The organism is Croceicoccus gelatinilyticus (assembly GCF_018398395.1).
GTDB lineage: Bacteria > Pseudomonadota > Alphaproteobacteria > Sphingomonadales > Sphingomonadaceae > Croceicoccus > Croceicoccus gelatinilyticus.
This window is the reverse complement of the sequence record NZ_JAHCBF010000011.1, coordinates 31,923-54,877: the sequence shown is the minus strand read 5'-3', so window position 1 is coordinate 54,877 and position 22,955 is coordinate 31,923. Positions and strand designations below refer to the sequence as shown.

Genomic DNA, 22,955 nt, shown 5'->3' with positions numbered 1-22,955 from the left:
CCCTCGAGGAGACCGAATTTGACCGACACCCTGACGCCTGTGGCTGAACTGGCCATCGACGACGCCCGCAAGGAAATGGAAGACCTGGCCGAGAAGCTGGTCAACCACCGATATCTCTATCACACGCTGGATGAGCCGAAGATCAGCGACGCGGAATTCGATAGGCTGGAACGGCGCTACTTCGAACTCGAGGCCGCCTTCCCGCAACTCGCGACCGAAGATAGCCCGTCCAAACGCGTCGGCGCCAAGCCGTCCCCCGACTTCGCGCCAGTCACCCACGCGGTACCGATGCTCAGCCTCGAAAACGCTTTCAGCCGCGAAGAGCTCGAGGAGTGGCTCAATCGCAACCTGAAGTCCTTGGGCCTCGCACCAGGCGCCACCGTCGCGATGTCCAGCGAACTCAAGCTGGACGGCGTTTCCCTGTCCCTGCGCTATGTTGATCGCAAGCTCGTCAGTGCCGCTACGAGGGGCGATGGAACAACCGGCGAAGACGTCACGGCGAACGCTCAGGTCATCGCCGGCATTCCCAAGACCATACCGGCAGACGCGCCTTACATCCTGGAGGTCCGCGGCGAAGTCGTCATGCCCCGCAAGACATTCAACGATTTGAACGCAAGCGGTGCGGCTGGACGCACATTCGCCAATCCACGTAACGCTGCCGCCGGATCGCTGCGGCAGAAGGATGCCTCGAAGACTGCGAAGCGCGGACTCGTCTTCCTCCCCCATGGTATCGGCGAAATCGACGGCGATCTTCCAGGGCATTGGTCGCAGATCACTGACCAGCTGAAGACTTGGGGTTTCGGCCGGGACATCGGCTTCGACGAAACGGTGACCTGGACCACCAACGGCACCGTCGACGAAATCATGAAGGCCTACGATACCGCATTGGTCCACCGGCCCGATCTGCCTTTCGATATCGACGGAGTAGTGGTCAAGTTCGACGCGATCGAGGCTCGCGAAGAGCTCGGAGCAGTCTCGCGCACGCCGCGCTGGGGTATCGCGCAGAAGTTTCCGGCCGAACGAGCCGATACTCGCCTCGAAGCCATTGAGATCCAGATCGGCCGCACGGGGCGTATCACCCCGGTTGGCAGGCTCCAGCCGGTCACTGTCGGAGGTGTGGTTGTCTCGAACGTGACGCTCCACAACGAGGATCACATTGCCGGCCTCGACCTGCGCGAAGGAGATCTCGTCACCATCCAGCGGGCCGGCGATGTCATTCCCCAGATCGTTGGACTGTCATCGGCAAACACCGGGCACGACGAGCGGCCTGCTTTCTCGTTTCCCGCCTCATGCACTGCTTGTGGCAGCGGCATTGTGCGAGCTGAGGGGGAGGCCGATGCCTACTGCGAAGGGTCTCTGCATTGTCCGGCACAGGTCCATGAGCGCCTGGTCCATATCGCTGGCAGGGACGCACTCGATATCGACGGCCTGGGCGACAAGATCATCGGCGAACTCATCTCCGAAGGACTTCTGTCGGAACCTGCCGACATCTTCTCGCTCGGTGAGCATCGAGGCACCATCATGGCCAAGGAGGGCTGGGGACCAACCAGCGTCGACAAACTGATCGGGGCAATCGATGCGGCACGGCAGACGACGGTCGATCGGGCGTTCTACAGCCTGGGCATTCGACACTTTGGTCGCTCGGCCACGAAAACGATCGCGCGGGAATGGGGAAGCGTCCCCGAAATCCTCGAACGCATCAGGAACCTGCAGGTCTCGCGCAATGCGGTCTATGCTCGCGAACTCGGCCTTGGCCAGACTTCCGACAAGGCTAGTGCGGCTGCCCTGAAGTTCCTCGCAGAAGCAGTCGCAATTCCCGACATCGGCCCGGTCGTCCTTCGCAATGTCCTCGATTTCTTCGATGACACCGACAACGCGCAGCGCGCGAAACGCTTTTTCTCGCAGCTCGAGATCGAAATTCTGCAGAAGGTCGAAGTCAGCCAGTCGCCTGTCACCGGCAAGACTGTCGTTTTCACGGGAAGTCTCGAGACAATGTCGCGCGACGAAGCCAAGGCTCAAGCCGAGAGGCTTGGGGCCAAGGTGTCCGGTTCGATCTCGAAAAAGACGGACATTCTCGTCGCAGGTCCAGGTGCCGGTTCGAAGCTAAAGAAAGCTCAAGACATTGGGACTATTGAAATACTCGACGAAGCCGGGTGGCACACGCTAGTCGGTCAATAAGGGGAACGCCGGGCGCCTAAGGGCGTCCGGCGCATCAAGAAGGGGAAATTTTATGGCAGGTTTGCTTGGCGCAATGGTGGGCGGCGTTCTTGGATTCTTTCTGATCTCCGCGATAATCGGATTGTTTGCCTTCAAGAAGGACCCGCCGGAAAGCAGGGCGCTTAAAACCTGCATGGCTGCGCTGCTGGTAATCGCTGTGCTAGCGGGGATCGGGAACGCAGACGGCCAAGGCTTCGCCTACTTCGCCTGGGTCATGTACGTGCCGGGCGCGATCATCGGGTACTTCTACTGGCGTAACCGCTACAACAAGCACTGGACAGACGACGAGATCGAGGACGCCGAAACGTGAAGAGGTTCGCACTGACCCTCGCCGCCATCGGCGGCCTGCTCGCACCTGCAAATGCAGGCGCCTCAGGCTTTCAGGATTTCGTCGATGCCCTCGACATCGAAACCTACACGGTCAAGCGCGAGGATTCGAACCTCTACCTCCTGACAAGCTACAAAGGGACCTTCCTCGTCCAGACGCGCTATTGCTATGTCTATGCGATGTACGGAAAAGCCTTCGTCTACGAGGACGTGCTGTATTTTGTGGATCAGGACGACAGCTGCGACGTCAAGGAAGTCTATCGGAAATGACGTCCGCTTTCGGATATCTCGGACCCGAAAGCGGACTAGCAGCTAACGACCCGATTGCGGACCTAGCCGATCAAGCTAGGTTCAACGCATGGCAACCAAATCTTTCTTTCGGACTAAGTGGTTCGTTCTCGGCGCAATAGCGTTGGCATTGCTCATTGCGATGACATGGCAAAATATCATGCTTGGAATAGGGTTTGCCTTGGCGGACAAAAGACCCGCCCTTCTCGGCGATGCGCGATGGGACACACCTGTTCTAGCCTTCCAGCAAAGATTTGACGAAGGCACGCCGGAAGCCGACCTTTTGCGGTGGCTCGATGACAACAAGTTTGAAGATGTTCACAGGGGCGGAGCAAGCAGAACAATCCATGGATTGCCTTGCCAAGAGCGGGTCGAGGTTCGTTGGTCCGCAATCGACGGTGTAATCATTGAAAGTAGCGCAGTCGTCTCGGAAGAGGGCTGTTTGTAGCTACGTCCGCTTGCCACCCCATAGCAGCCAAGCAGCGCCTTCTGCGATAATCCCGAAAGCTGCCATCGCATGACCACTCAAAAACGCCGCGTTACTCCAAAGAGCGCCTGCACGTAGGAATAGCCCGAACCGATCGTGCTGTTTCCCGAAGGCGTGTCGGTGTACGTGATCTCGCCGTTTACCGACCAGTCGTAGTCGCCGCGCGGGCTCTGCATCCGGATCTGGCCGAAGTGAGACCTTTCCCAACCACTCGATGAATCGCGCTGTGCGCCGATCGCACCGACTGCCTGCACCATCCATCCTTCGCCGAAGAACCGGCGGACCTGCACTGCGGGAAGCACCTGCAGATAGTTCTTTGGCGAGTAGTAGTCGTATTCGCCCGGTTCGGTGGAATGGAAGTAGCGGGCGCGCAGTTGCGCCGACAGGCCCCACGACGGTTTCACGACGTGGATGTAGGTCCCGCGCAAGTGGTAGCGTTCATTGTCGCCTGTGAAGTCCTGGTAGCCTGCCAGCACGTTGAAGACGTTATGGTCATCGACCGGCAGGTCGATCGCAGCGCCCGCGAAGGTCGAGTAGATGGGCGTGTCGTCGAGGCCCATCTGCGTCTCCACGATGTCGCGCTCGATGAAGAACTCTTTCCTCAACGCTGCCATGTCGTTGATCGAGACCGAACCGATCACTGAGTGCATGTCGGTGCCGATCCTGCCGCGAGCCTGCCAGTCGCCGAACTCCTGTCCGGCCTGGAGGAATACCCGCTCACGCTCGTGCTGCTCCTGACCGGCCGGTTCGTACCATGCCTTCTCGAGCCGGACGCCTAGGCGGTCGTTATCGCCCTTGTTGTCGAAATCCAGATCAAAGCCTGCACGCACGATCTCGGTGTCGTCGCTATCGTCGGAGACAAAGATGTCCGCTCCGACTGCGGGCCGCACATATCGTCCGCCGGCATCCGCGTCCTTCGCAGCCGAGGGCGACGACATCCCTATGGCCGCGATGCCGATGGCTGTTGCGAGCGACTTCTTGCTTACGAATTCCACTGCTTCTTGCCTCCAGTCAGTTCGGCAAAATATCCCCACACCGAGACCGGCTGCATGATCAGCGGGTAAATCAGCGAGAAGAGGATGAAGCCCCAAAGGCTTCGTTTCATCTTGATGTCCTGCCGCTTCAGCATGCGCATCTGGATCCGGTAGATGATCACGTTCCAGAGCGCGGCGAGGGGAAGGACGAGAAGGGTAAGCGGTCCCGCGAGCCAGAAGATCCCGAATGCCGCGAGAACAAGGCCGGGGATGAAGCCGAGGGTGAAGGTGAGATCGATGCTCACGAACAAAAGGTTCCACCAGATGAACATGGTCGAGAGCCGCCGTTTCTTGAGCAGGCTGTTATTGAGTTCCAGCGCCTCGATCATGCCGCGGGCCCAGCGTTTCCGCTGGCGGGCAAGGCCGTTGTAGGTTTCCGGCGCGCTCGTCCACGCGACCGCGTCTTCGGCATGGCCGACCAGCCAGTCGCGCTTCAGGAATTCCCAGGTGACGACGATGTCTTCGCCGACCATGTCAGGCCACCCGCCGACTTCGAGCAGGGCTTCACGCCGATAAAGGCTGAAAGCGCCCTGCGCGACGAGGGTGCCGTCATACATGCCCTGCATTCGCTTCACTGCGGCGATGCCATGGAAATAGTCACTGCTGCATCTTCGTGACCCAGCTTGCGAAGGTATTGCCGACAAAGACGGTGCCCGCGATCGCCATCGTGCCGGGAGGACTGGCCTCCAGCCTTTCGATCATCGACGTCAGGCTGCGGCGGTCGAGCAGGGTATCCGCATCGATGGTGACGACGAGATCATGCGAGGCCATCTCCAGCCCGTAGTTCAATACGCCTGCCTTGCCGCTGTTCACCTCGCGGCGGACGGGGATGAGCCTGCGAAGCGGCTGGGCGTCGAACAGGTGGCTCATCGCCTCGACCTGCGCGGTCGTTGCATCGGACGAGCCATCGTCGAGCACGATGATCTCGAGCGGGCCCTGGTAGTCGAGCTCGCTCAAGGAGCGGATCGTGTCCGCGATCAGCTCCTCCTCGTTGTAGGCGGCAACGAGCAGTGTAACAGACGGCCAGCTTGCCGGTGTCGCGCGCCTCGCGTCGGGCCTTAAGACGAGGCTCATCAGCAGAAACGCGTTCATGAAGCCGGGCACATAGGCGATGAACGTCAGCACGAAGAGCGCGATGATCGGGTGAGATAGCTCCCCGAGGTCCGACAGCCACGGCATCGAGAGCCAGATGCTGAAGATCATCCATGCAAATGCAAATGCTAGCGCGCCTGCGAACCGGCGGCGTCTGCGCCTGTCGCGCTTCCTCCAGTAGGCGTCGGAAATATCTTCCCGCCTACCGCCAGCATCTATTGTTGTTGCCATCTTGTCTCAACCTTCTGCGCAAGGTCGGATTCTGATCCTGGCAGATCGGGCCGACGGTCTATCCGTCGAAACCCCATGTCAGGCCTCAATCCTTTGGTAAGTTCGCGAGGCTAACCCTGAGGTCGCAACCTTCAGGAGTAACCCTCGTGGCCCCGCCGGTCGAAAACATCTCTGTCGAGACAGACACGTTCCTTGAACGGTCGACCGATGCGGCGCTCCTCATCGTGCTCTTCGCAGGCAAGGCCGCGATCGCACTCGGGTTTATCAACTTCACCCTCTGATCAACCGTTAAGATCCGGATCGTCATCGAGGTCTGGAGAATTTCTCCGCTCGCGATCAGTCAGAGCGGTCTTCGCATCATCGACGATTTTCTCACCGGTAGCACCGGCCTTCGTCACGACCTTGCGAAGGTCGGGCGGCGCGGCAATCCGATCGTCTTCGGTTGCAGAAGAAAGCCCTGACCAAGCACCAGCGATCACCGCAACGGCAATGACCGAGGCAATGATCGACAGGCCAAGGACAGACCATGGCTTCGAATTTCGGTAACGGTAATCCTGAGGGGCGTCAGAGATCGAAGAGGCGGGGGCAGCCTCTGGAGAATTGGCAGGCACAAAAATCCTTGATGTCGCGTTGCCATGGTTAATGCCAAGCAGCCACCATAGCTTTGTCCTGCTGCTATAACCCCTCGATATCTATAAGGTTTCCGCCATTTGCAGGATGTCCCATATACGGACTACCTCGTTAACCTATCCGACTATCAGGTCTGAACATTCCCCAGCCGCCATATCGAAACCTCGCGCCTCAGCCTATTAACGAGAAAGGTCATATCGGCCTCTGGGAAATAATAAGCATCATGCAGATGGCTGAGCGTTGATGGCCCTTTGACCGCACGCCCTAGCTTCGCCTCGAAACGTGCCTGGTCCCAAGGATCATTTGCGGCAACGTTCCCCATGACCCAGCGCTGCAATTCAACCTGTCGTGTCCCTTGCGCTCGCGTCATGCCCAATCCGGCCAGCCGCACTCGATCCTCGGCCTCGATATCGTTGACGCCGGCAGCTTCGGGGTTACCGTCCTTGGCGCCCCGACGCTTGTAGAAACCAACCTCGGCTACATACTCGCCAGAGGGAACCGGTTTGCCCTCGCGAAATGCGTCGACCACGAACGTCTGCTCCGGCTTCTCCAACGTGACGCGGCGATTATTGCCAATCGCCACATCCTCGTCCGCCTGATCCGCCAACCATACCCCTGCCATCACCCAATTGCTCCGAGAAGCCCCGTCACTTCAGGGCGGGGAGGGATAGGAGCTTAAGCCACCGGTACTTCTGATCTTCATTGTAGCTCCGCCCGAAATCGATCCGAGCTCCGCCGCATTAGACAGCCAATTATGAAAGGGGGCCATATAAATGGAACTCATCCGAGGCCAAGTCTATCGGCTCAAGCCAACCGCCCAGCAGATTGCCGATCTCGAAGGCACTGCTGGGGTGACCCGGCTCGTCTACAACCTGATGCTCGAGCAGCGCCGCACCTGGGGCCAGCGCCATAAACTTGGCCGGTCGACGCAGAGTGCCGAGATCAAGACCTTGCGCGCCGAGTTCGACTTTATCGCCGCGCGGGCCCAAACCACCCAGAAGCACGCCCTCAACGACCTCGAGCGCGCTTTCCAGAACTTCTTCGCGCGCCGGGCCGCCTATCCGCGACCGCGCCGGAAATATGTCGACGACAGCTTCCGGCACGACGGACGCGAGGTGAAGATCCGCCGGATCTCGCGCCGCTGGTCTGAGGTCTTCATTCCCAAGATCGGCTGGATCCGGATGCGGGATAGCTACGGTGGCAAGATTGCCGGATTGGAAAAGAGCATCCGCACGGCGACCTTGCGCCGCGATGCTTCAGGATGGGCCGTCAGCTTCGCTGTGACGCTGGAAATCGCGGAATGCGCAACTCCGCTCGGCCAGATCGGCATCGACCGGGGCGTTGCCGCTCCGATCGCCACGTCTACCGGCGATATCTACCGGCTGCCTGCTGGTGTTGCTCATACCGATGCTGCCATCCGCAGGGCCCAGAAGGCGATGAGCCGGCGCAAGCGCGGCTCGCGGCGCTATGCCAAGGCACGCAGCCGCTTTGCTCGTCTGAATGCGAGGCAGGTCCGGCGGAGGCAGCACATGCTGCACGCGGTCTCTCGCTCGATCGCCAACAACAATGGTCTCGTCGCTATCGAAGCGCTCAATATCTCGGGCATGACCCGGTCGGCCAAGGGCTCTGCTGAAGAGCCGGGCCGCAATGTTCGAGCCAAGTCTGGTCTGAACAGGGCGATCCTTGCCAGCGGTTGGGGCTCGTTCGCCACCATGCTCGGCTACAAGCTCGAAGAACGCGGCGGCATCCTGATCTCCGTCGACCCCAAAAACACGTCTCGGCAATGCGCCGAATGCGGTCATACCGCACCAGAAAATCGCGAGAGCCAAGCGACCTTCCGGTGCAATGTCTGCGATCATCAAGCGCATGCCGACATCAACGCCGCCCGTAATATCCTTGCGCGCGGGATCAACCTTAAACGGCGGGGGAACACTCCGTTGCTGGACGCTGAGGGCAAGGCATTAGCTCCCTGCGAAGCGTCAACTATCCTCTCGGTTGCGGCCTAGCCCAACTCAAGGGAATCCCCGTCTCTTCAGGGCGGGGAAGATGTTAAGAAATACCGACAGCCAGGTTTACCTTCCGCATACGACCCCCCGGTTACATTGCGTTGGTTGGAAAAAGCATAGCGCAAGGACTGATGCCCGCAACTTGTAAGTAGCGCTTACAAGTTCAACTAAGAGGATAGCGAACATGCACGCACAAGTTCTGTTCCATGGCACGGTTCGCGCCTTCGAACGCTTCCGCATTCCGGCAAGCGGTGTGCACTTCGGAAGTCTCGATCAAGCCGCCCACGTCGCAACGATGCGCCTGGCCAGCCTGCCGATCGAGGAGTTTTCCGATCTAACGCCAGATGCATCCGGGTTCCGTGGCATCATCGTGATGGCCGAGATCTCCTACAGCAATCCGAAAACTGTAAGAGACCAGCTCGACGAGGATGGATGGGCAAAGGCGATCCGCATTGCCCAAGCCGCTGGTCATGATTGCCTGCTTTACGAAAACGCCTTCGAAGGACGTGACCGGGGGCAATCTGCGGTTGTGTGGAATCCGGCCCAGATCCGAATTCTCGAAGCGCGGCACAACCCAACTGAGGACAAGGCTGCCGCCTGATTTTCCTTTGCGTGCCTATGGCAGCGAAGGAGTAGAGAATGGAAAACATCGAAATGCCCGGCGCGCACATCGCGCGCGACCTTACGTTTCTTTCTGAAGCGGAAGCAGACAGCTTGTTCTCCACGCTCATCGATCATGTCGAGTGGGAACAGCGCGACGTCGAGGTCTACGGACGCATCTTCCCGCAGCCCCGCCTGACTGCCTGGTTCGGCCAAGGCAATTACAGCTACTCGGGCCTGTCGCTGAAAGCCCGCCCGATGCCCGAACCCATCGAGGCGCTACGCCAACAGGTCGAGGCCCGCACCGGCGGCGTCTTCAATTCTGTCCTGCTGAACCGTTACGTTGCCGGCAAGAACCACGGGATCGGCTTCCATGCCGACAACGAACCTGAACTGGGCCGCGATCCGGTCATCGCCATGGTGACCCTTGGCGAGGGCAGGGGGCTGCACTTCAAGCCCAAGGCGCACCACCAGCGCATCATGCCCGAACTGGAGCCCAACACGCAGATCGAAACGCCCCACGGGAGCCTGCTCCTGATGGCTGGCGCCCTGCAACGGAACTGGACCCACGGCCTGCCCAAGAAGGTCGGCCGGAAGGACCGCATCACCCTTACTTTCAGGAAAATAATCGGAGACTGAAATGCGCATCATTGTCGGACTGCCCGCCCTTTCGCGCGGGCCACTCCTCGACACCGCGCTTCGCCTCCACGCTCCTGTCATGCTCAGTGCCAACGCCCTTGCAAAATGGCGCAAGGAACCTTCCGGCATCCGCCTATTTGCAGGCTGGAATACAGCCGCGCTCGACAGGGCTCATGAACTGGATGTCGAGCTTCATCTCGACAGCGCCGGCTTCGTCGCGATGGCCCTGAAGGGCGGATACGACTGGTCTGTGGAATCCTACATCGAAGACCTGTGCGCGCACCCCGCGATCACGAGGTTCTCATCCATGGACCTTTGCGTCGAGCCCGAGATCGCGGCCAACCGTCATGAAGTCGAAGAGCGACTGTCAAAGACCATCAACCTCAATTGGTCCTGCCACCGCATCGCCAAGGATCTCGGTATTCCCGAGAGGCTGATGCCAGTCATCCAGGGCGCAAACGCGGACGACTATCTTCGGGTCTGGGACAAGATCGCCGGTCTGGTCCGCAGCGGCGCAACGATCGGCGTGGGATCGATGTGTCGCAGGTCTGCATCTGGCCCCGACGGCGCGATCGAGATCATTGATCGCCTGGACCGCGAGCTTCCCAAGGATGTCAGGCTGCATCTCTTCGGCATCAAGAGCGACGCTGCCGAAGCCGCCTGCATGTTCCAGAACCGCATCGACAGCATCGACAGCCAGGCATACGGAACTCGTGCCCGCTTCCTCGCCAACGAACGCAGGAAGACTGATCCCGACTTCTCGAAATCCAACGCCTTCACGGCCAGCGTGATGGAGCAGTGGGTCAGAAAGCAGCGAGCACGCATCGCTTCACCCCGATCCATGAGCATCCAGAGAGAGCTTCCCCAGGGGAAGGGAAAAGCACCTGCAGGGACCATTCTCGACGAACTCGAGGCGCTTGCCCGCTCGCAGATCAACGACCTCATCGAATCCGGCGATCTCGATCACGACCAGATCGTGGGCGGACGCTTCCTCGAGGAGTGGGTGATGGAGCTCGCAGCAGAACTCGTCCCCGGCGCCGACCTCAATACTCCGGCAAAGCAGCACCTGCCGCTCGCCGCCTGATCAGATTTTTCCAAGGAGCCTAATCCATGAAGACCTTCGTCGGCCTCATTCTCGCAGGCCATCTCAAGCCCGACCAGATCGATGACTGGGTCGAGGCCTGGCACAACAGCGAAACCAGCGACAGCGTCTCTCTGCCCGAAAGCCTTGGTTTGTCCCGGGACGAATACGCGAGCTGGGCGCAGAACCCCGATGCCTTGACCGAAATCCTCGCCCTGAACGGCTACTCGCCCGACATCGAAGCGCCGGGCCTGAAGATCAAGCACGGCGAGATCGCCGATGCACAGGAAAGCGATTTCCAGAACGCCACGCTCTTCATCGAAAGCGACACCGCGATCAGCATTGCCGTCGAGCCGGCGAAGGGATGGATCGAGAAGAACAGCTTCGGCCACTTCAACGAGGACGTGAAGCGTCTTTTCGCGCCCCTGCTGGCCGCCGGATGGAACGTCGAGATCCGCCGCGGCCCCGAAGTCGAAACCAACATCGAAGACATCATCGAGGAGCAGAATGATGCCTGAAGCAGCACTCCCCATCTACGACCAGCCGAACCACCCCGATTACGGACCGGTGCGCCGCCTTCATGTCATCCTGCTGCAGATCTTCGCAGACAAGGACATGGCTGCGATCGAAAGCGAATTGAACGACTTGCTCGGCACGCACTGGACGCTTGCCATGTCCGATCTCATCAAGGATCGCACCGAAGCCAAGGCAGCCCGTTTCATCCTGCGCTACGCGACCAGCATCTGCACCTGACCGGCCGCGCTTAGGCGCCGCCCCCAAACCCCCTCAATATTTCTCCCAAGGAGACCGACCATGGCCACTGCCTTCAAGGCGGAGCGATACACTGCGCCTGAAAACGACAACCTGCCCGTCCAGCGCAGCACGATCGAAGATATCGAAACCAAGCGTCACCGCGCTCTTGCCCTTTATGGCGAAGCATTCGACCTACTGCAGCAGGCCGGAGACATCGCCGACAAGGCATCGATTTCCGGGCACTTGCCGGGCGCCAGCTATTTCCCGAGGGAATTCGACAGGCTGCTGCACCCCTGCGGCATCAAGACGCGCCCTGAACGCCGCGAGCAGTTCATCGACGGCATCCGCAAGACGCTCGACCGCGCCATCTGGAAGCATCTGGTCGAGGCGACCGATATCGAGAAGCTGATGGACGCGCAGGCCCGCGAGGAATTTCGCGACCAGCTCGAGAAGGACCCGCCCGAGGCAACCGCCGAAAATTGCTACACGACGCTCGCCAACCTCGCCGGCACAGCCGACGAGATCTTCATGCGCGGGATCGCCAACGCTTTCTCGAAGCTCGACCGGCGCTTCCGCTCACATGACGGCTTCAAGATCGGCAGTCGTGTGGTGCTGAACAACGCACTCAACGACTACGGCATGTGGAACCACTACGGCCGCAAGGACGATGTCCTGCGTGATGTCGAACGGACTTTCCATGTCCTCGACGGAGAAGAGCAGCCCGAACGCGCAGCCGGGATCGTCGGTGCAATCGATGCCCAGCGTTCGAGCATGACCGCAAAGGCCTTCGTCGCCCATAGCGACTACTTCGAAGCCAAGGTCTTCAAGAACGGCAACGTCCATGTCTGGTTCAAGCGCAAGGATCTCCTCGAGGAGGTGAACCGGCTCCTTGCAACCTACTACGGCGCTACGCTGGGCGAGGGAGCAGATACCGCGGGCGAGAAGGCGCGCGAAGAGTACGCCATTCGCCCCCGTGACATGCACGCGAAGAACTTCGGCTTCTTCCCCACGAGCGAAGAGCTGGCACGCAAGGTTCTCGAGATGGGCGAGCTCACGTCCATTTCGTCCGAGACGACGATCCTTGAACCGAGTGCCGGTACCGGCGCGCTGATCGAAGCCGCAATCGGAGCCGGTGCCAACTCCCGCAACATCACGGCGGTCGAAATCCAGGCGGACCTTGCCAGCCAGCTTGGCGGGCTCGGCCTCGGGCGCCTGATGGTCAACGACTTCATGCAGCTGACGCCTGAAATCGTGGGCACCTTCGACGTGGTTCTGATGAACCCGCCGTTCGACCGGTCGCTCGACTGCGATCATGTCATGCACGCCATGAAGTTCGTAAAGCCGGGTGGCAAGCTCGTCGCGATCATGGCGGCTGGCGTCGAATTCCGGGAAAACCCCCGCTCGAAGGCGCTGCTCAAGCGGGCCGGTGAATGGAATGCCATCTGGTACGACATGTTCCGGGACCTGCCCGAACGCTCGTTCGCGCACGCAGGCACGAATGTGAACACCTGCGTCCTTGCGATCCGCAAACCCCAAGACTGAGCGGGAGCCAAATCATGCACGCAATCATCAAGTCGAGCGAACTCATCTCGGCGAAACGCTGGGATGCCCGCTTCCACATCCTAGCCGACAAGCACAAGGCAGACACGGAGGCCCTGCGCGCCAAGATGACGACGCAAGAGGCGAGGGAGGTCGCCAATGCCATTTTCGATGCCATCCCGCTCCCGCACCGTCAGCTCATCGAACCGCTGGTTCGTACCGGCCAGACCCGAAAGCCCGGAAGCGATGCCCTGCGGGGAGCGCTTCACGAATACCCGCATCTCAGCATCGTGATCTTCGAGGCTGCGAGCGGGGACATCGCACAGCACCTCGAGGCAGAAGCGCGCAAGGCGCGCGAGGCAGCCGACGCAATCGAGGCGCGCCTGGCGAAGGTGTCAAAGGCAATCGGCAAGCGAGATGAAGACGACGAAGGAGGAAAATCGTGACCTTCCAGAGCCACACCCGATATCGCCTGAAAGACCCCGAACACTATGACGATGAGTATGGCAAGGGTTACGACCACGTCGAGGCCTACGAGGGCGCCGATGGCTGCTATATCGCTGACTGCTGGGTGGTGAATGCCAAGGGCGATATTCACCCTGGTTACGCCGAGAGCCCGATCCCGATCAACTTCAACTCGCTGGTCGCCAAGAGCGCGGTGCCCGGCAACAATGAAAGCCGGCGCCGATCAGGTGCGATGTGGCGCTAACCGAATAGCCACGTTATCGGGTTATGACAGAAGTCCGGATCACACCGGATTTAAGAACCAGGGGTCGCGATGAGGGATTTTTACAGTGTTCTCGGCGTTTCGCCGGACGCAGAGGCCGAGGTCATCGCGGCCGCCTACAAAGCGCTTATGCGCAAATACCATCCGGACACCAACAAGTCGCCGGATGCGGCCGCCAAGGCGCAGGCTCTCAACGAGGCCTATGAAACCTTGAAGGACCCTGCGCGGCGGCGTGCCTATGACCAGACACGACCCCAGACATCCGCCAAGCCCCAACCTTCAGCGAAGCCCCAGCCATCTGCAAAGCCGAAACCTTCGCCAGGTCCCCAACCGGGAGCAAGCAGGCAAGGGCCGCGGCCCGGGCAAACAAATGGCGCGGGGCCGAAGTCCGGGCCAAAGCCCAATGCCCAGGCAAAGCCGAACCCGAAGTCGAAGGCCCGTCCGAACCCCCACGCTGCGAAGCCCAAGGGGCAAGCGAAACAGGATATTTCGATCATCGCTGTCATCGGCGGCGGTCTCGCCCTCGCACTGGCCTACGGCTACTGGTACAACTCCGACCTTCGCGCGGCATCAGACTACGACGATATGCCGGTGTCTGTTGGCACTCCCGGCAACATGATGGACGCCGAAGGTGCATTTGGATCGCCTATCGACACACCGTCGATCGCGCCGGAACCGCTGGTCACTCCGTCACCGGTGGTCGAACAGCCGATCCCGACATTCGGTCAGTTCACGGCTGAGATCGACGGCGCCGTCACCGACTTCGCCCGGATCCACCGAGAAAGCGGAACGATCGGATCAGAGGGTTACAGCCGGGACTGCGAGGCCGCAGCGAAGCGATCAAACGACATCCTCAAGACAGATTACTGCGTCGCCTTCGACATGGCGGCTGACACTCTCGATCAAGCATTTACATCGGAGTATCCGATGGCCCGAAACGAGTATTTCCAGAGGCAATTGATGAAGGTCGACGGCTTCTACGAACGCTTCCCGCAGGCGACAGATGAACGACCTTCCTTGATCTGGCAGCAGGTGCAGAGCACGCTGCCCCAGGCAATATCGCGCCGTTAAAAAACGACCGGCAACGTCGAAAGATATGGCGGGCGATACCCCGAAACGAGTATAAAGGCTTACAACTTAGTAACTTAGGAGCCTTATGCTACAAAACTCAAATACCCTGATTTCCGATACCCAAAACGACCTTCGCGAAACCATAAAACTGCTGACAGACTTCGGGCCGACCCCGATCCCATTTCTTGGCCTGACCCACTGGACTGTTCCCCACCATCAGGAAGCACCGGACAGGCTTGGAGCCTTCGCATGGGAATGGGGAAACCGGCCGAACCCCTTCCAGAACCCGATCTTGGCTTCGGCAAGCAAGAGACTGATCAAGGCAGTCGACGAGTTCTTGCTCGCTTATGCTTTTAAAACGTCGTTTCTCAAGGGAAGCAGCACGATGCGGGCAATCCCGTTCGAGAAGTTCAATTCTCCCGAATATTCGGCAGATGCTGACGAACTTGCCCGTCTTGCCAATGACGTTCTCGACGAACTGCAGACCTTCCTGCTGATCGTGGACCGCCTCTTCTTCCCCTGATCCACGGCCATTCCGGCTTCGCCATCGTTGGTGCCTCACGGCAACAGCGGCGGCGAAGCTGTGCCTGGCGCGAACACTTTACCCACCCACCGCAATGGAGTTTCAATGCAAGATTTTCTCGCGTTCCTGGCGTTCCTCGCCGGCGTCATCTGCCTCATCGGCGCATTCATCGTCTTCTTCAAGCCGATCAAGAAATAGAGTGCTGCAGGTAGCGTCCAGGCAGCTTGCGCATTTTTCGCCGCGCTGATCTTCCTCATCGCCTTCGTCGCCTTGATCCCCGAAGCCGACAAGCAGGACGAGCAGATCGTCGCTCAAAGCGAAAATGCAGGTCTGGCGGTCAGCCGGGAAGACTTCGTCACGAGGTTCAATGCGCTTGCCGAAGCAGCAGGGAAAAATTGGACCTTCGAGCCGATCAATCCCGACAATCCGAGCTTCATGTATTCGCCGACGGATAACCTGGCATTCACCGGCTCGCTGGACGAAAGCGATGACATCGCCAACCTCATAATCATCGCGACCGGTGATGGATCTCTTGAGAGCGGAACCGACGCCTTAATGGCGATGGCCATTGTCTATTGCGCCGCCAACGACATCCCCGATCTCAAACAATGCGGGCAGCCGATCTCTAAGCTCGTCTCTGACTTTTCGGACGGTGGCCCCGCCTCGAAGGTCAAAGTCGACGGCCTGGAATTCTCGTACATTCGAAACGAGATGATGGGCAACGTTCTAACCGTCGATCCAGCCATCGATTAAACAGGGCAGGGCGGTGCTCTCAACCTGAGAGCACCGCCAGACCAGTTACATGCCCATCTGGCTCTGCGCGAGGCCAGCCGCGTAGAGATCCGCCGCCAGAAGCGGCTTGCGAGCGGGCTCTTGCGTCCGCGTCTTCTCAATCTCGAATTCACACTCGGCGAACCCGGTCATCCGTTCGATCTTCAATCGTTCAAGAGGCGGCACGCCATGACCGGCGGCAAGGTCAAACGCGATAAAGGCTTCCGGCGCCTCATCGAGCTTGTGATACTGGCCGCTGGCAACCTCTTCATCGGTTCGGTACGTGTCACAGTCCTGATAATTTGCTGTGCTCAGACGGTTGGTAGCCTCGAACATGTGGCGCCAGTCAGCCGACATTCGCACCAACCAGCTGGCATCGGCCATCTGCATCTGTTCGCGCTCCTGCAGAAAGCGCCCACAAGTCTGCGCATCGAGCAGATTTGCAGGGCCCATCGGCCCGCGGACCTTCATGAAATCATCAATGAGAGCGCCGCCCTCGGCCGGCGTTAGTTCCTCTGTCTTCGTCAGGTGATGCCACGCCTTCAACTGGTTTGACTGCTCGACCTCGATGAAACGGCGAGCCCAGGGCTCTGCCTTGCCGAGCTCTTTCACGCTCCGATCAGCGCGAGCAATCGCATCATCGACATAACCGGCTTGTTCCACGACCGCTTCCCGGAGCTTCTTTTGCGGGATTGGGCCAGAGACGAGCGCTTCGAAGGCGGCGCGCTCTTCTTCAGGGATGCGGTAAAAGCCGCCAGTGCTGATCTTGCTCATCGTCTCCTGCATGCCGCTATCGCGAGATGCTTCCTCGTAAAGCTGCTTCTCAGCAGGTCCTCTGAGCTGGGCAATCAGATCAGGATTGTCCAGAGCCCGATCAACGCGGATCGCCGCGCTCTGGATCATGACATCGTTGACGATGAAGGACATCGCCTCGCGCGTGGTGTCAAACGGCCCGCCGCGCTGCTTCTTCTCGTCGAGATAGTGCGCGACAGCCGACTGCATCAGGTTCGCCTCGCGATTGCCGATGTGCAGATACCGCATCGCCTCGGTCTCGTACGACAAGGCAAATTCATTCGGCGAACCCTGTTCGAGAGCCAGCGCGGCCCCGGCGACAATCAGGGCATCTTCAGGAAGAACGTCCCTGGGCAAGTGAGCCAGGCGCGCGGCCTCAACGGTTTCCGCCGCCTCGCCGTACGCCTTGTCCGAAATCTCGCGAAACATTCAAATCCCCTCGAAGCCTGCAGGCCAATCCTGCGCAGGTCGAATGATACCCCGACCAAAGGCACCCCCACAACAGTTTTAGGATGGATGGAAAAACCGGCTGATGCCGGCTGCACCTTCCTGCAATGGAGAAAGCCCATGACCACCAGCGCATCCCCGCGACGCATTGCAACGGCCTCGAGCAAGCTGGGCCGCGACAAGCGCAGCAACCCCCGCATCTGGCTGGAGGGTCGCAAGCTCGAAAAGGCAGGCTTCAACCCCCAGGTGCGCTACACGATGACGATCGATGAGGCTTCCAGGCAGATCGTGCTCGAGCTCGACCCTGCAGGTGACCGCATCGTCAGCCGCCGCGCGCGCCGCGGCAACGACATTCCGATCATCGACATCGCCAATGCAAAGGCCCTCTCGGGGCTTGCAGCGATCGAAACCCTTCGCGTCGACTTCGTTACCGGCAGGATCATCATCTCGCCGTCAGCGGTCGAACTGCGCCGCGCCGAACGCAATATTCGCACCAAGCAGCGCCTCGAGAACGGGGAGCCGCTTCGCACCGGCTCTGTCTCGACAGGCCTCGGTGTCCTCTCGCTCGCAATCCACGAAGGGTTGGCCAAGGCCGGCATTGCCAGCGAGATGGCATTCTCCGTCGAGATCGATCCCGAATACCAGGACCTGTCGGCCGAGCGGAATCCGGTCTGGGACGAGCGTACGGTCGCGATCAACATGCCGCTGCAGGAATTCGCTTTCGACCGCGAGGCCGCAGACGCGATCGAGCAAGTCGATATCCTTGAGGCCGGTATTCCCTGTACCGCGCATTCGCTGGCGGGGAGGGCAAAGAAGCACTTGGCCAAGCCCGAGGATGATCCGGTTGCCGGTCACCTCGTCGTCGGCTTCCTTGCCATCGTCGCAGCCTGCAATCCGACCGCCATCATCGTCGAGAACGTCCCACAATACGCGCAGTCGGCCAGCTTCGCGATCCTTGCCAACCAGCTGACCGAATGGGGCTACCAGGTCAGCTACGACATCCTTCGCGGCAAGGACCACGGCTGCCTTGAGCACCGCGACCGCATGGCGCTTGTCGCGCTTACGCCGGGAATGGAGTTCGACTTCACCGCGATCCGCCCTGCGGAGCCGCCGGTGCGCCGTCTGGGCGATGTCCTCGATACGATCCCTGAAGACAGCTCGCTCTGGTCGGAGATGACCTACCTGCGCGAGAAGGAAAAGCGCGACATCGAGGCGGGCAAGGGCTTCCGCATGCAGATCCTCGGCGAAGAAGCGACCCACGTTGGAACCATCGGCCGCGGGTACGCGAAATGCCGCTCGACCGAGATCAAGGTGAAGCATCCCGCCAATGACCGGCTGCTACGCCAGCTCACGCCTGCCGAGCACGCACGGGTAAAGGGCGTCCCGCCCGAATTCGTCGACGGCCTGTCCATCACCACCGCCCACGAAATGCTCGGCCAGTCCATCCTGATGGCGCCTTTCCGCGCGCTTGGAGACGGCCTGGGCCAGACGTTGACCCGCTGGCACGGAACACCGGCGGCCGATCCCATCGCTCCGCGCGCGCCCATCGCTCCGCCTGCCAACAATAACGAACCGGCTCGAAGCGACGATCAGTTGCAGCTGTTTGGATGAAGGGAAAGGACATGCCAAAGGACGCAAGGCTCAAGCTGAACGCCGTCGCAAACGATATCGTTCAGGCCGCAAAACACGCGATTTACGCCTCACCGGACATCCGGGCGGAAATCTACAGTGTCGACGGTCAGGATCTGCGATATCGCGAAGCTGTTCAGCGCATTCTCGGCCTCAGCCACATGACGCCGCTTCAGAGAGACTTCGACGACGTCTACGGTCTTCGTGAGTACCAGGACCATCCCGATTTCCAGGGCAACGCCGGTGGTGCCAACGCCAAAGGCATATTCGCTACTGCTGAAGACGGCACCCAGATGCTGATCTCCGGTTCGGCGTACAAGCTCAAGGCACTGAAAGACCTTCGCAAGAAGGGCGATGCTCACGTCAAGGCGCTCATGCAGGGTGCTTGTCGGCGTATGGAAGTCGGCCAGGACAGCATGCCCGAACACATCGCCTACCTGCTGAAAGAAGAAGGCCTCGATCCCGAAAGCATCACCATGCTAACCTGGCTGCGAGGCAATATCGCGTTCTCCAGTCGAGGCCGCCGCTTCAAGCTGGCGACGCGCTGGAATTCGGAAGCTTCGGCCCGGTTCAAGAAATTGAACAAGAGCCCAGCCCCAATGCAGCTGCGAGAATGGGGTCAATTCGACATCCGTATCCCGACCAATCCGCCGGTCCGAGTTCGGCGAACCAGCCTCAGCATCAAGGCCGATTTTCCCGAAGCGGTGCTAAACTCACTCCTTGGGTCTCCCTTACGCAAGCTCATCGAGGTAGGAGGTCTGAGTGACCGGAAAATCGTTCGTATCCAGCCGGCTGCGCACTCTGTCTCATTTTACCTCGAAGGGCTCTGAAGCATGGAAAACCTCGACACGCGCCCGATGCGGGAATTTATTGCATCCGCGCTGACCCTGGCAGTCCGCGAAGGGCAGGACCCCAACGAGCGCTTCACCGATATGAAGGAATATCTCGGCATGGAGTACATCTCCAAGTCCGAGGCTGCGGACGAAGACAAGGCCTTCAAAAGACTGCTCAACGAAAACGCGATCGTGCGCCTCGATGACGGCGAGCCCGCGATCATCGAAGGCAATAAGGACCCTACGCGCCGCGAGCGCATCGGACCAAAGTCACTGGCTGTCTACTTCGAGCGGGGCGATGCGCACGTCGAAGCCATTCTCACCGGCAAGGCAGCACCGGCAGACGACATTCCGGAATTTCCGGCACACATCGGGACCATCCTCGAGGCGAAGGGATTTGACCTCTCCAATCTCCAGACCATTCTCCATTCGACCGGCTTTGTCGCCTTCGAACTGGATGGCTGCAAATACGAGATCGTCGGCGGTCCGGACGGCTGGAAGCGCATCAACTGCGAAGTGTCCCAAGACCCCGTCGTCAGGGTGAACCTCAAGACGGTCACCGTCACCGACAGCGCGATCCCGGACACAATTCGCAACGCCGCCAAAGGCCAGCCGCTAGGGCAGATCATCGGCATCGAGCATATGAAGGACATCCCGATCAAATCGGTTCGGACTGCCCAGGGAATGACGATTTTCACGCTCGACCTGCCAGCCGCTTCCGCATAGCGTCAGGGGATGGTGACGCACTCCGATCCGGACAAGAGAAAAGAAGCGGCAGAAAGATCTGCGCTCCTGAGACTGGTCGCACTGAGCAAAATCGACATCGCGCGGGGCCATGTCCAGTCCGTCTCTGGTCTCGCAGGGCGGATCAAGCAAACGGTCTGACAGCCAGGCGAATGGCCGAGCAAAAACTCTATTCTACAGAAACCCTCATGCTTGGGACTTCAATCAACATGAAAACTCTCATCTACCTTGCAGCATTGGCTGCGGCTGCGTTTCCTATGACAGGTCAAGCGCAAGAGTGGGAAAGGGATACCGACGGGAAATACTGCCAATTGTCTCGGTCATGGACCGCGCCGGGCGACCCTTCAATCGTCCTCACCGGGTCATCGGACGAACCTCGAAACATTCTTCTTTTCTATTACGGCAACCATCGGTGGACGGTTGAGGAGGGCGATCAAATAGATGCATGGGTGACCCTGCACATGGGTGAGGAGTGGCTGCCCCTGAAAGATCCGGAGGGCGCCGCGAAAGGCATCTATGCCCAGACCACAATCGAAAATTTCAGCCGTCTCGCGGCGCAGGATGGCGAAAAGCTGGAGATGATCAAAGACGCCGAGGTTTTTGAAAGGCTTTCTGCCGATGGCCTTCATCGCGGAATGCTCTGGCTCAAGGATTGCATCGCCGTTGTCAGCAAGGCGGCGGACGAATACAAAATGCGGCAACAAATGCCGAAAGATCCGTTTGGCCAATGATCAACTGATCAGAATCACGTTACCGACAACCTCCGCTACGACCTCGTCATGCGTGAGGTGGGAAGGGCAGAACGCCGACATCGTCGTGTCACCTGTCAGCTTGATCGTATTGGCGACGATCATCAGGCACTGCGTCGTCATGCCCGCGGTCCCTGAGAACCGAAGGGCACTGCGAGGCAAGTAGACAGCTCCATTCAGGATCGTCGCCGCGTTCCCGTTCAAGACGTTGTCCTCGCTGCTCTGCGATCTCGGATCTTCGAAGATAAGCAGACCTTCGAGCAGCTGTGCATCTTCCTGGCTGACGCCTTCTGCCATCAACTCGGAAACCGACATCGCGGTCAGGGAAATCTCGGCGCCGCCGTTGATATGGATGCGCGCACCATTACGCAGCACGATCATCACGCCGGTTCCGACGACAACGTCTTGCGCCCGGACCTCGAAAGAGCCGCCATCAATCACATAGATACCGCCCTGCAGGGTCGTATTACAGCGGGTGACGATCTCGGTGTAGGTGCCGGGCAGGAGCGTAGCGACTTTCGACTTATCCGATCCCTTGCCGGTCGTTTGGCACTCGTAAAGCCGCTCGCGCGGATCGTCAGGTGGTGTCAGGCCCTCGAACGGGTCCTTGAGGCCGTCGATGTACTCGTGGATTTCATCCGAAGTGTGATAGTCGAACCAGTCATCGATCCCGCCTTTTGACAGGACCCACCCAGCCTCGACAGTGGGATTGCCGTCGATGAGAACGGCTTGGTCGGAATCTGACAGCGCCGCGATACCGCACCCAGCCGTAAACGTCGTGTTGCCGCCGATCGTCACGGCCCCGTCATCATCCTCGTCGGTTGCGATCAGACAGCTGGTGAATTGCACGCCCTTTTCGAAAGCCGCCTGTGCAGTCACCGAGATCGTCACCGGATGCTTGAGAAAGAACCCCGTAAAGGGCAGCGCATTGGTGACAGACGACTTGGCGATCACGCTGTTGAGATCGCCGCTCGCCCAGTTCGCCAGTGTGAACTCCGGCTCTGCGCTAAGGTCGTGCGTTATCGAAAGGTTGTCCCAATAGGCCAGCCGCGCGATGTCCTCATAGACAAGAACGCCTTCCTCGTTGTCGCGCATCGTATAAGCAGCGCTGATCGCAGCCTGGTCGACGGCATACTGCGCTTCGCGCTGCCATAGATACCACTGCGCCATATCGACGCCCATGCCGGCGCCGCCGATGATCATAGGCAGCGAAAAGACCGTCAGCAGCAGGACGTTACCGTCTTCGCAGCGGAGGAATTCTGCACACTTGCGGCGCGCTGCCGCGGCGATCTTGCCGAGAACCATTCCTGGCCCCTTCCAATGGTGACTACAGCGACCCCAAGTCGCCTTTCGCCAATCATTTTAGGATGAGGTCGGAGAAATCAGAAGGTAAGCGGAAAATGGCGGCCTGATCGGCCTTCGGTCAGGCCGCTTCCTGCAGCCTGACAAGATTGAAGATCGCCAGAACAATCATCGCGCCGATGATCGAGACGAGCATCGAGAGCGCGCCGATACCGGAAGAGAAAAGGTTGGGCTCGCCAAACAGCGGCGAGAAGACGTGACTGGTCGTCAGTGCGCCCAGCATTCCCAGGATCACGTTGACGAAGACATCCCTGTTGCCGCCGGTCGCAAGCAGGCTGGTCGCATAGCCAAGCGAACCCCCGAGCAAGAGCAGCAGCAGCACAGTCATCAACGTCCTCGGGTCAACGAGCGCAGTATCGCGCGCCCGATTAACAAACTGTTAG

Annotated in this window: 29 protein-coding genes; 21 read left to right on the top strand and 8 right to left on the bottom strand. The window is 59.7% G+C overall.

Going from position 1 to position 22,955, the window contains the following annotated elements; translation table 11 throughout:
* Positions 1 to 18 precede the first annotated feature (18 nt).
* The 4 genes from ligA to KIH45_RS16980 all read left to right on the top strand — a co-directional run bounded on the left by ligA (position 19) and on the right by KIH45_RS16980 (position 3,280).
* Positions 19 to 2,178 carry an NAD-dependent DNA ligase LigA gene (gene ligA, locus KIH45_RS16995; RefSeq protein ID WP_337925504.1) on the top strand — a complete coding sequence of 720 codons (2,160 nt, stop codon included), beginning with the start codon at positions 19 to 21 and terminating at the stop codon, positions 2,176 to 2,178.
* 52 nt (positions 2,179 to 2,230) lie between these two features.
* Positions 2,231 to 2,527: a hypothetical protein gene (locus tag KIH45_RS16990; RefSeq protein ID WP_213177194.1), complete on the top strand. Its 297-nt coding sequence runs from the start codon at positions 2,231 to 2,233 to the stop codon at positions 2,525 to 2,527.
* Positions 2,524 to 2,814: a hypothetical protein gene (locus KIH45_RS16985; protein WP_213177193.1), complete on the top strand. Its 291-nt coding sequence runs from the start codon at positions 2,524 to 2,526 to the stop codon at positions 2,812 to 2,814. Before KIH45_RS16990 ends, KIH45_RS16985 begins: the two co-directional genes overlap by 4 nt.
* An 88-nt stretch (positions 2,815 to 2,902) precedes the next feature.
* Entirely contained in the window at positions 2,903 to 3,280 is a 378-nt protein-coding gene (locus KIH45_RS16980; protein ID WP_213177192.1) for a hypothetical protein, read from the top strand.
* A 77-nt stretch (positions 3,281 to 3,357) separates the two neighbouring features.
* On the opposite strand, the gene KIH45_RS16975 is transcribed toward KIH45_RS16980, so the two are convergent.
* Genes KIH45_RS16975 through KIH45_RS19400 form a run of 3 tightly spaced genes read right to left on the bottom strand, consistent with a single transcriptional unit; the run spans position 3,358 to position 5,556 of the window.
* Positions 3,358 to 4,314 carry a hypothetical protein gene (locus KIH45_RS16975; RefSeq protein ID WP_213177191.1) on the bottom strand — a complete coding sequence of 319 codons (957 nt, stop codon included), beginning with the start codon at positions 4,312 to 4,314 and terminating at the stop codon, positions 3,358 to 3,360.
* Positions 4,302 to 4,910 carry a glycosyltransferase family 2 protein gene (locus KIH45_RS19405; protein WP_213177190.1) on the bottom strand — a complete coding sequence of 203 codons (609 nt, stop codon included), beginning with the start codon at positions 4,908 to 4,910 and terminating at the stop codon, positions 4,302 to 4,304. The genes KIH45_RS16975 and KIH45_RS19405 overlap by 13 nt, the downstream gene beginning before the upstream one ends.
* A gap of 40 nt (positions 4,911 to 4,950) precedes the next feature.
* On the bottom strand, positions 4,951 to 5,556 hold the full coding sequence (locus tag KIH45_RS19400; protein ID WP_213177189.1) for a glycosyltransferase family 2 protein: 606 nt from the start codon (positions 5,554 to 5,556) through the stop codon (positions 4,951 to 4,953).
* Positions 5,557 to 5,822: 266 nt separating this feature from the next.
* On the opposite strand from KIH45_RS19400, the gene KIH45_RS19395 reads away from it, so the two are divergent.
* Positions 5,823 to 5,957 carry a hypothetical protein gene (locus tag KIH45_RS19395; RefSeq protein ID WP_273544194.1) on the top strand — a complete coding sequence of 45 codons (135 nt, stop codon included), beginning with the start codon at positions 5,823 to 5,825 and terminating at the stop codon, positions 5,955 to 5,957.
* On the opposite strand, the gene KIH45_RS16960 is transcribed toward KIH45_RS19395, so the two are convergent.
* Complete coding sequence (locus tag KIH45_RS16960) at positions 5,958 to 6,287, bottom strand: hypothetical protein (RefSeq protein WP_213177188.1); 330 nt, start codon at positions 6,285 to 6,287, stop codon at positions 5,958 to 5,960.
* A 146-nt stretch (positions 6,288 to 6,433) separates the two neighbouring features.
* A complete protein-coding gene (locus tag KIH45_RS16955) occupies positions 6,434 to 6,913 on the bottom strand; it encodes a hypothetical protein (RefSeq protein ID WP_213177187.1) in 480 nt (159 codons plus the stop codon).
* Between the two features lie 166 nt (positions 6,914 to 7,079).
* Here KIH45_RS16955 and KIH45_RS16950 point away from each other — a divergent pair, with 166 nt between their 5' ends.
* From KIH45_RS16950 to KIH45_RS16895, 12 genes are all read left to right on the top strand, one after another.
* Positions 7,080 to 8,312 (top strand): RNA-guided endonuclease InsQ/TnpB family protein, encoded by a 1,233-nt coding sequence (locus tag KIH45_RS16950; RefSeq protein ID WP_213177186.1) that lies wholly within the window; start codon positions 7,080 to 7,082, stop codon positions 8,310 to 8,312.
* A gap of 184 nt (positions 8,313 to 8,496) precedes the next feature.
* Entirely contained in the window at positions 8,497 to 8,913 is a 417-nt protein-coding gene (locus KIH45_RS16945) for a hypothetical protein (protein ID WP_213177185.1), read from the top strand.
* 38 nt (positions 8,914 to 8,951) lie between these two features.
* Entirely contained in the window at positions 8,952 to 9,551 is a 600-nt protein-coding gene (locus KIH45_RS16940) for an alpha-ketoglutarate-dependent dioxygenase AlkB family protein (RefSeq protein ID WP_213177184.1), read from the top strand.
* A 1-nt stretch (position 9,552) separates the two neighbouring features.
* Positions 9,553 to 10,635, top strand: a complete 1,083-nt coding sequence (locus tag KIH45_RS16935) for a deazapurine DNA modification protein DpdA family protein (RefSeq protein WP_213177183.1) — start codon at positions 9,553 to 9,555, stop codon at positions 10,633 to 10,635.
* 26 nt (positions 10,636 to 10,661) lie between these two features.
* Positions 10,662 to 11,150, top strand: a complete 489-nt coding sequence (locus KIH45_RS16930; protein ID WP_213177182.1) for a hypothetical protein — start codon at positions 10,662 to 10,664, stop codon at positions 11,148 to 11,150.
* Positions 11,143 to 11,385 carry a hypothetical protein gene (locus tag KIH45_RS16925; protein ID WP_213177181.1) on the top strand — a complete coding sequence of 81 codons (243 nt, stop codon included), beginning with the start codon at positions 11,143 to 11,145 and terminating at the stop codon, positions 11,383 to 11,385. Before KIH45_RS16930 ends, KIH45_RS16925 begins: the two co-directional genes overlap by 8 nt.
* A 60-nt stretch (positions 11,386 to 11,445) precedes the next feature.
* A complete protein-coding gene (locus KIH45_RS16920; RefSeq protein ID WP_213177180.1) occupies positions 11,446 to 12,927 on the top strand; it encodes a DUF4942 domain-containing protein in 1,482 nt (493 codons plus the stop codon).
* A 14-nt stretch (positions 12,928 to 12,941) separates the two neighbouring features.
* Positions 12,942 to 13,370: a hypothetical protein gene (locus KIH45_RS16915; protein WP_213177179.1), complete on the top strand. Its 429-nt coding sequence runs from the start codon at positions 12,942 to 12,944 to the stop codon at positions 13,368 to 13,370.
* Entirely contained in the window at positions 13,367 to 13,633 is a 267-nt protein-coding gene (locus KIH45_RS16910; RefSeq protein ID WP_213177178.1) for a hypothetical protein, read from the top strand. The genes KIH45_RS16915 and KIH45_RS16910 overlap by 4 nt, the downstream gene beginning before the upstream one ends.
* A gap of 69 nt (positions 13,634 to 13,702) precedes the next feature.
* A complete protein-coding gene (locus KIH45_RS16905) occupies positions 13,703 to 14,722 on the top strand; it encodes a J domain-containing protein (protein ID WP_213177177.1) in 1,020 nt (339 codons plus the stop codon).
* Positions 14,723 to 15,107: 385 nt separating this feature from the next.
* Positions 15,108 to 15,245, top strand: a complete 138-nt coding sequence (locus KIH45_RS16900) for a hypothetical protein (protein ID WP_213177176.1) — start codon at positions 15,108 to 15,110, stop codon at positions 15,243 to 15,245.
* A 270-nt stretch (positions 15,246 to 15,515) separates the two neighbouring features.
* Positions 15,516 to 15,998 carry a hypothetical protein gene (locus tag KIH45_RS16895; protein ID WP_213177175.1) on the top strand — a complete coding sequence of 161 codons (483 nt, stop codon included), beginning with the start codon at positions 15,516 to 15,518 and terminating at the stop codon, positions 15,996 to 15,998.
* A 45-nt stretch (positions 15,999 to 16,043) separates the two neighbouring features.
* Here the strand turns inward: KIH45_RS16895 and KIH45_RS16890 are convergent, their stop codons facing one another.
* Entirely contained in the window at positions 16,044 to 17,237 is a 1,194-nt protein-coding gene (locus tag KIH45_RS16890) for a hypothetical protein (RefSeq protein ID WP_213177174.1), read from the bottom strand.
* A gap of 138 nt (positions 17,238 to 17,375) precedes the next feature.
* Here KIH45_RS16890 and KIH45_RS16885 point away from each other — a divergent pair, with 138 nt between their 5' ends.
* The 4 genes from KIH45_RS16885 (at position 17,376) to KIH45_RS16870 (ending at position 21,192) form a co-directional block, all read left to right on the top strand.
* Positions 17,376 to 18,866, top strand: coding sequence for a DNA cytosine methyltransferase (locus KIH45_RS16885; RefSeq protein ID WP_213177173.1), 1,491 nt, complete (start codon positions 17,376 to 17,378; stop codon positions 18,864 to 18,866).
* An 11-nt stretch (positions 18,867 to 18,877) separates the two neighbouring features.
* Positions 18,878 to 19,714: a hypothetical protein gene (locus KIH45_RS16880; RefSeq protein ID WP_213177172.1), complete on the top strand. Its 837-nt coding sequence runs from the start codon at positions 18,878 to 18,880 to the stop codon at positions 19,712 to 19,714.
* Between the two features lie 3 nt (positions 19,715 to 19,717).
* Positions 19,718 to 20,443, top strand: coding sequence for a hypothetical protein (locus tag KIH45_RS16875; RefSeq protein WP_213177171.1), 726 nt, complete (start codon positions 19,718 to 19,720; stop codon positions 20,441 to 20,443).
* A 170-nt stretch (positions 20,444 to 20,613) separates the two neighbouring features.
* On the top strand, positions 20,614 to 21,192 hold the full coding sequence (locus tag KIH45_RS16870) for a hypothetical protein (RefSeq protein WP_213177170.1): 579 nt from the start codon (positions 20,614 to 20,616) through the stop codon (positions 21,190 to 21,192).
* Here KIH45_RS16870 and KIH45_RS16865 read toward each other — a convergent pair whose 3' ends face one another.
* Entirely contained in the window at positions 21,193 to 22,515 is a 1,323-nt protein-coding gene (locus KIH45_RS16865) for a pilus assembly protein TadG-related protein (RefSeq protein ID WP_213177169.1), read from the bottom strand. It lies immediately after the preceding gene.
* Between the two features lie 118 nt (positions 22,516 to 22,633).
* Positions 22,634 to 22,900, bottom strand: a complete 267-nt coding sequence (locus KIH45_RS16860; RefSeq protein WP_213177168.1) for a GlsB/YeaQ/YmgE family stress response membrane protein — start codon at positions 22,898 to 22,900, stop codon at positions 22,634 to 22,636.
* Positions 22,901 to 22,955: the final 55 nt, after the last annotated feature.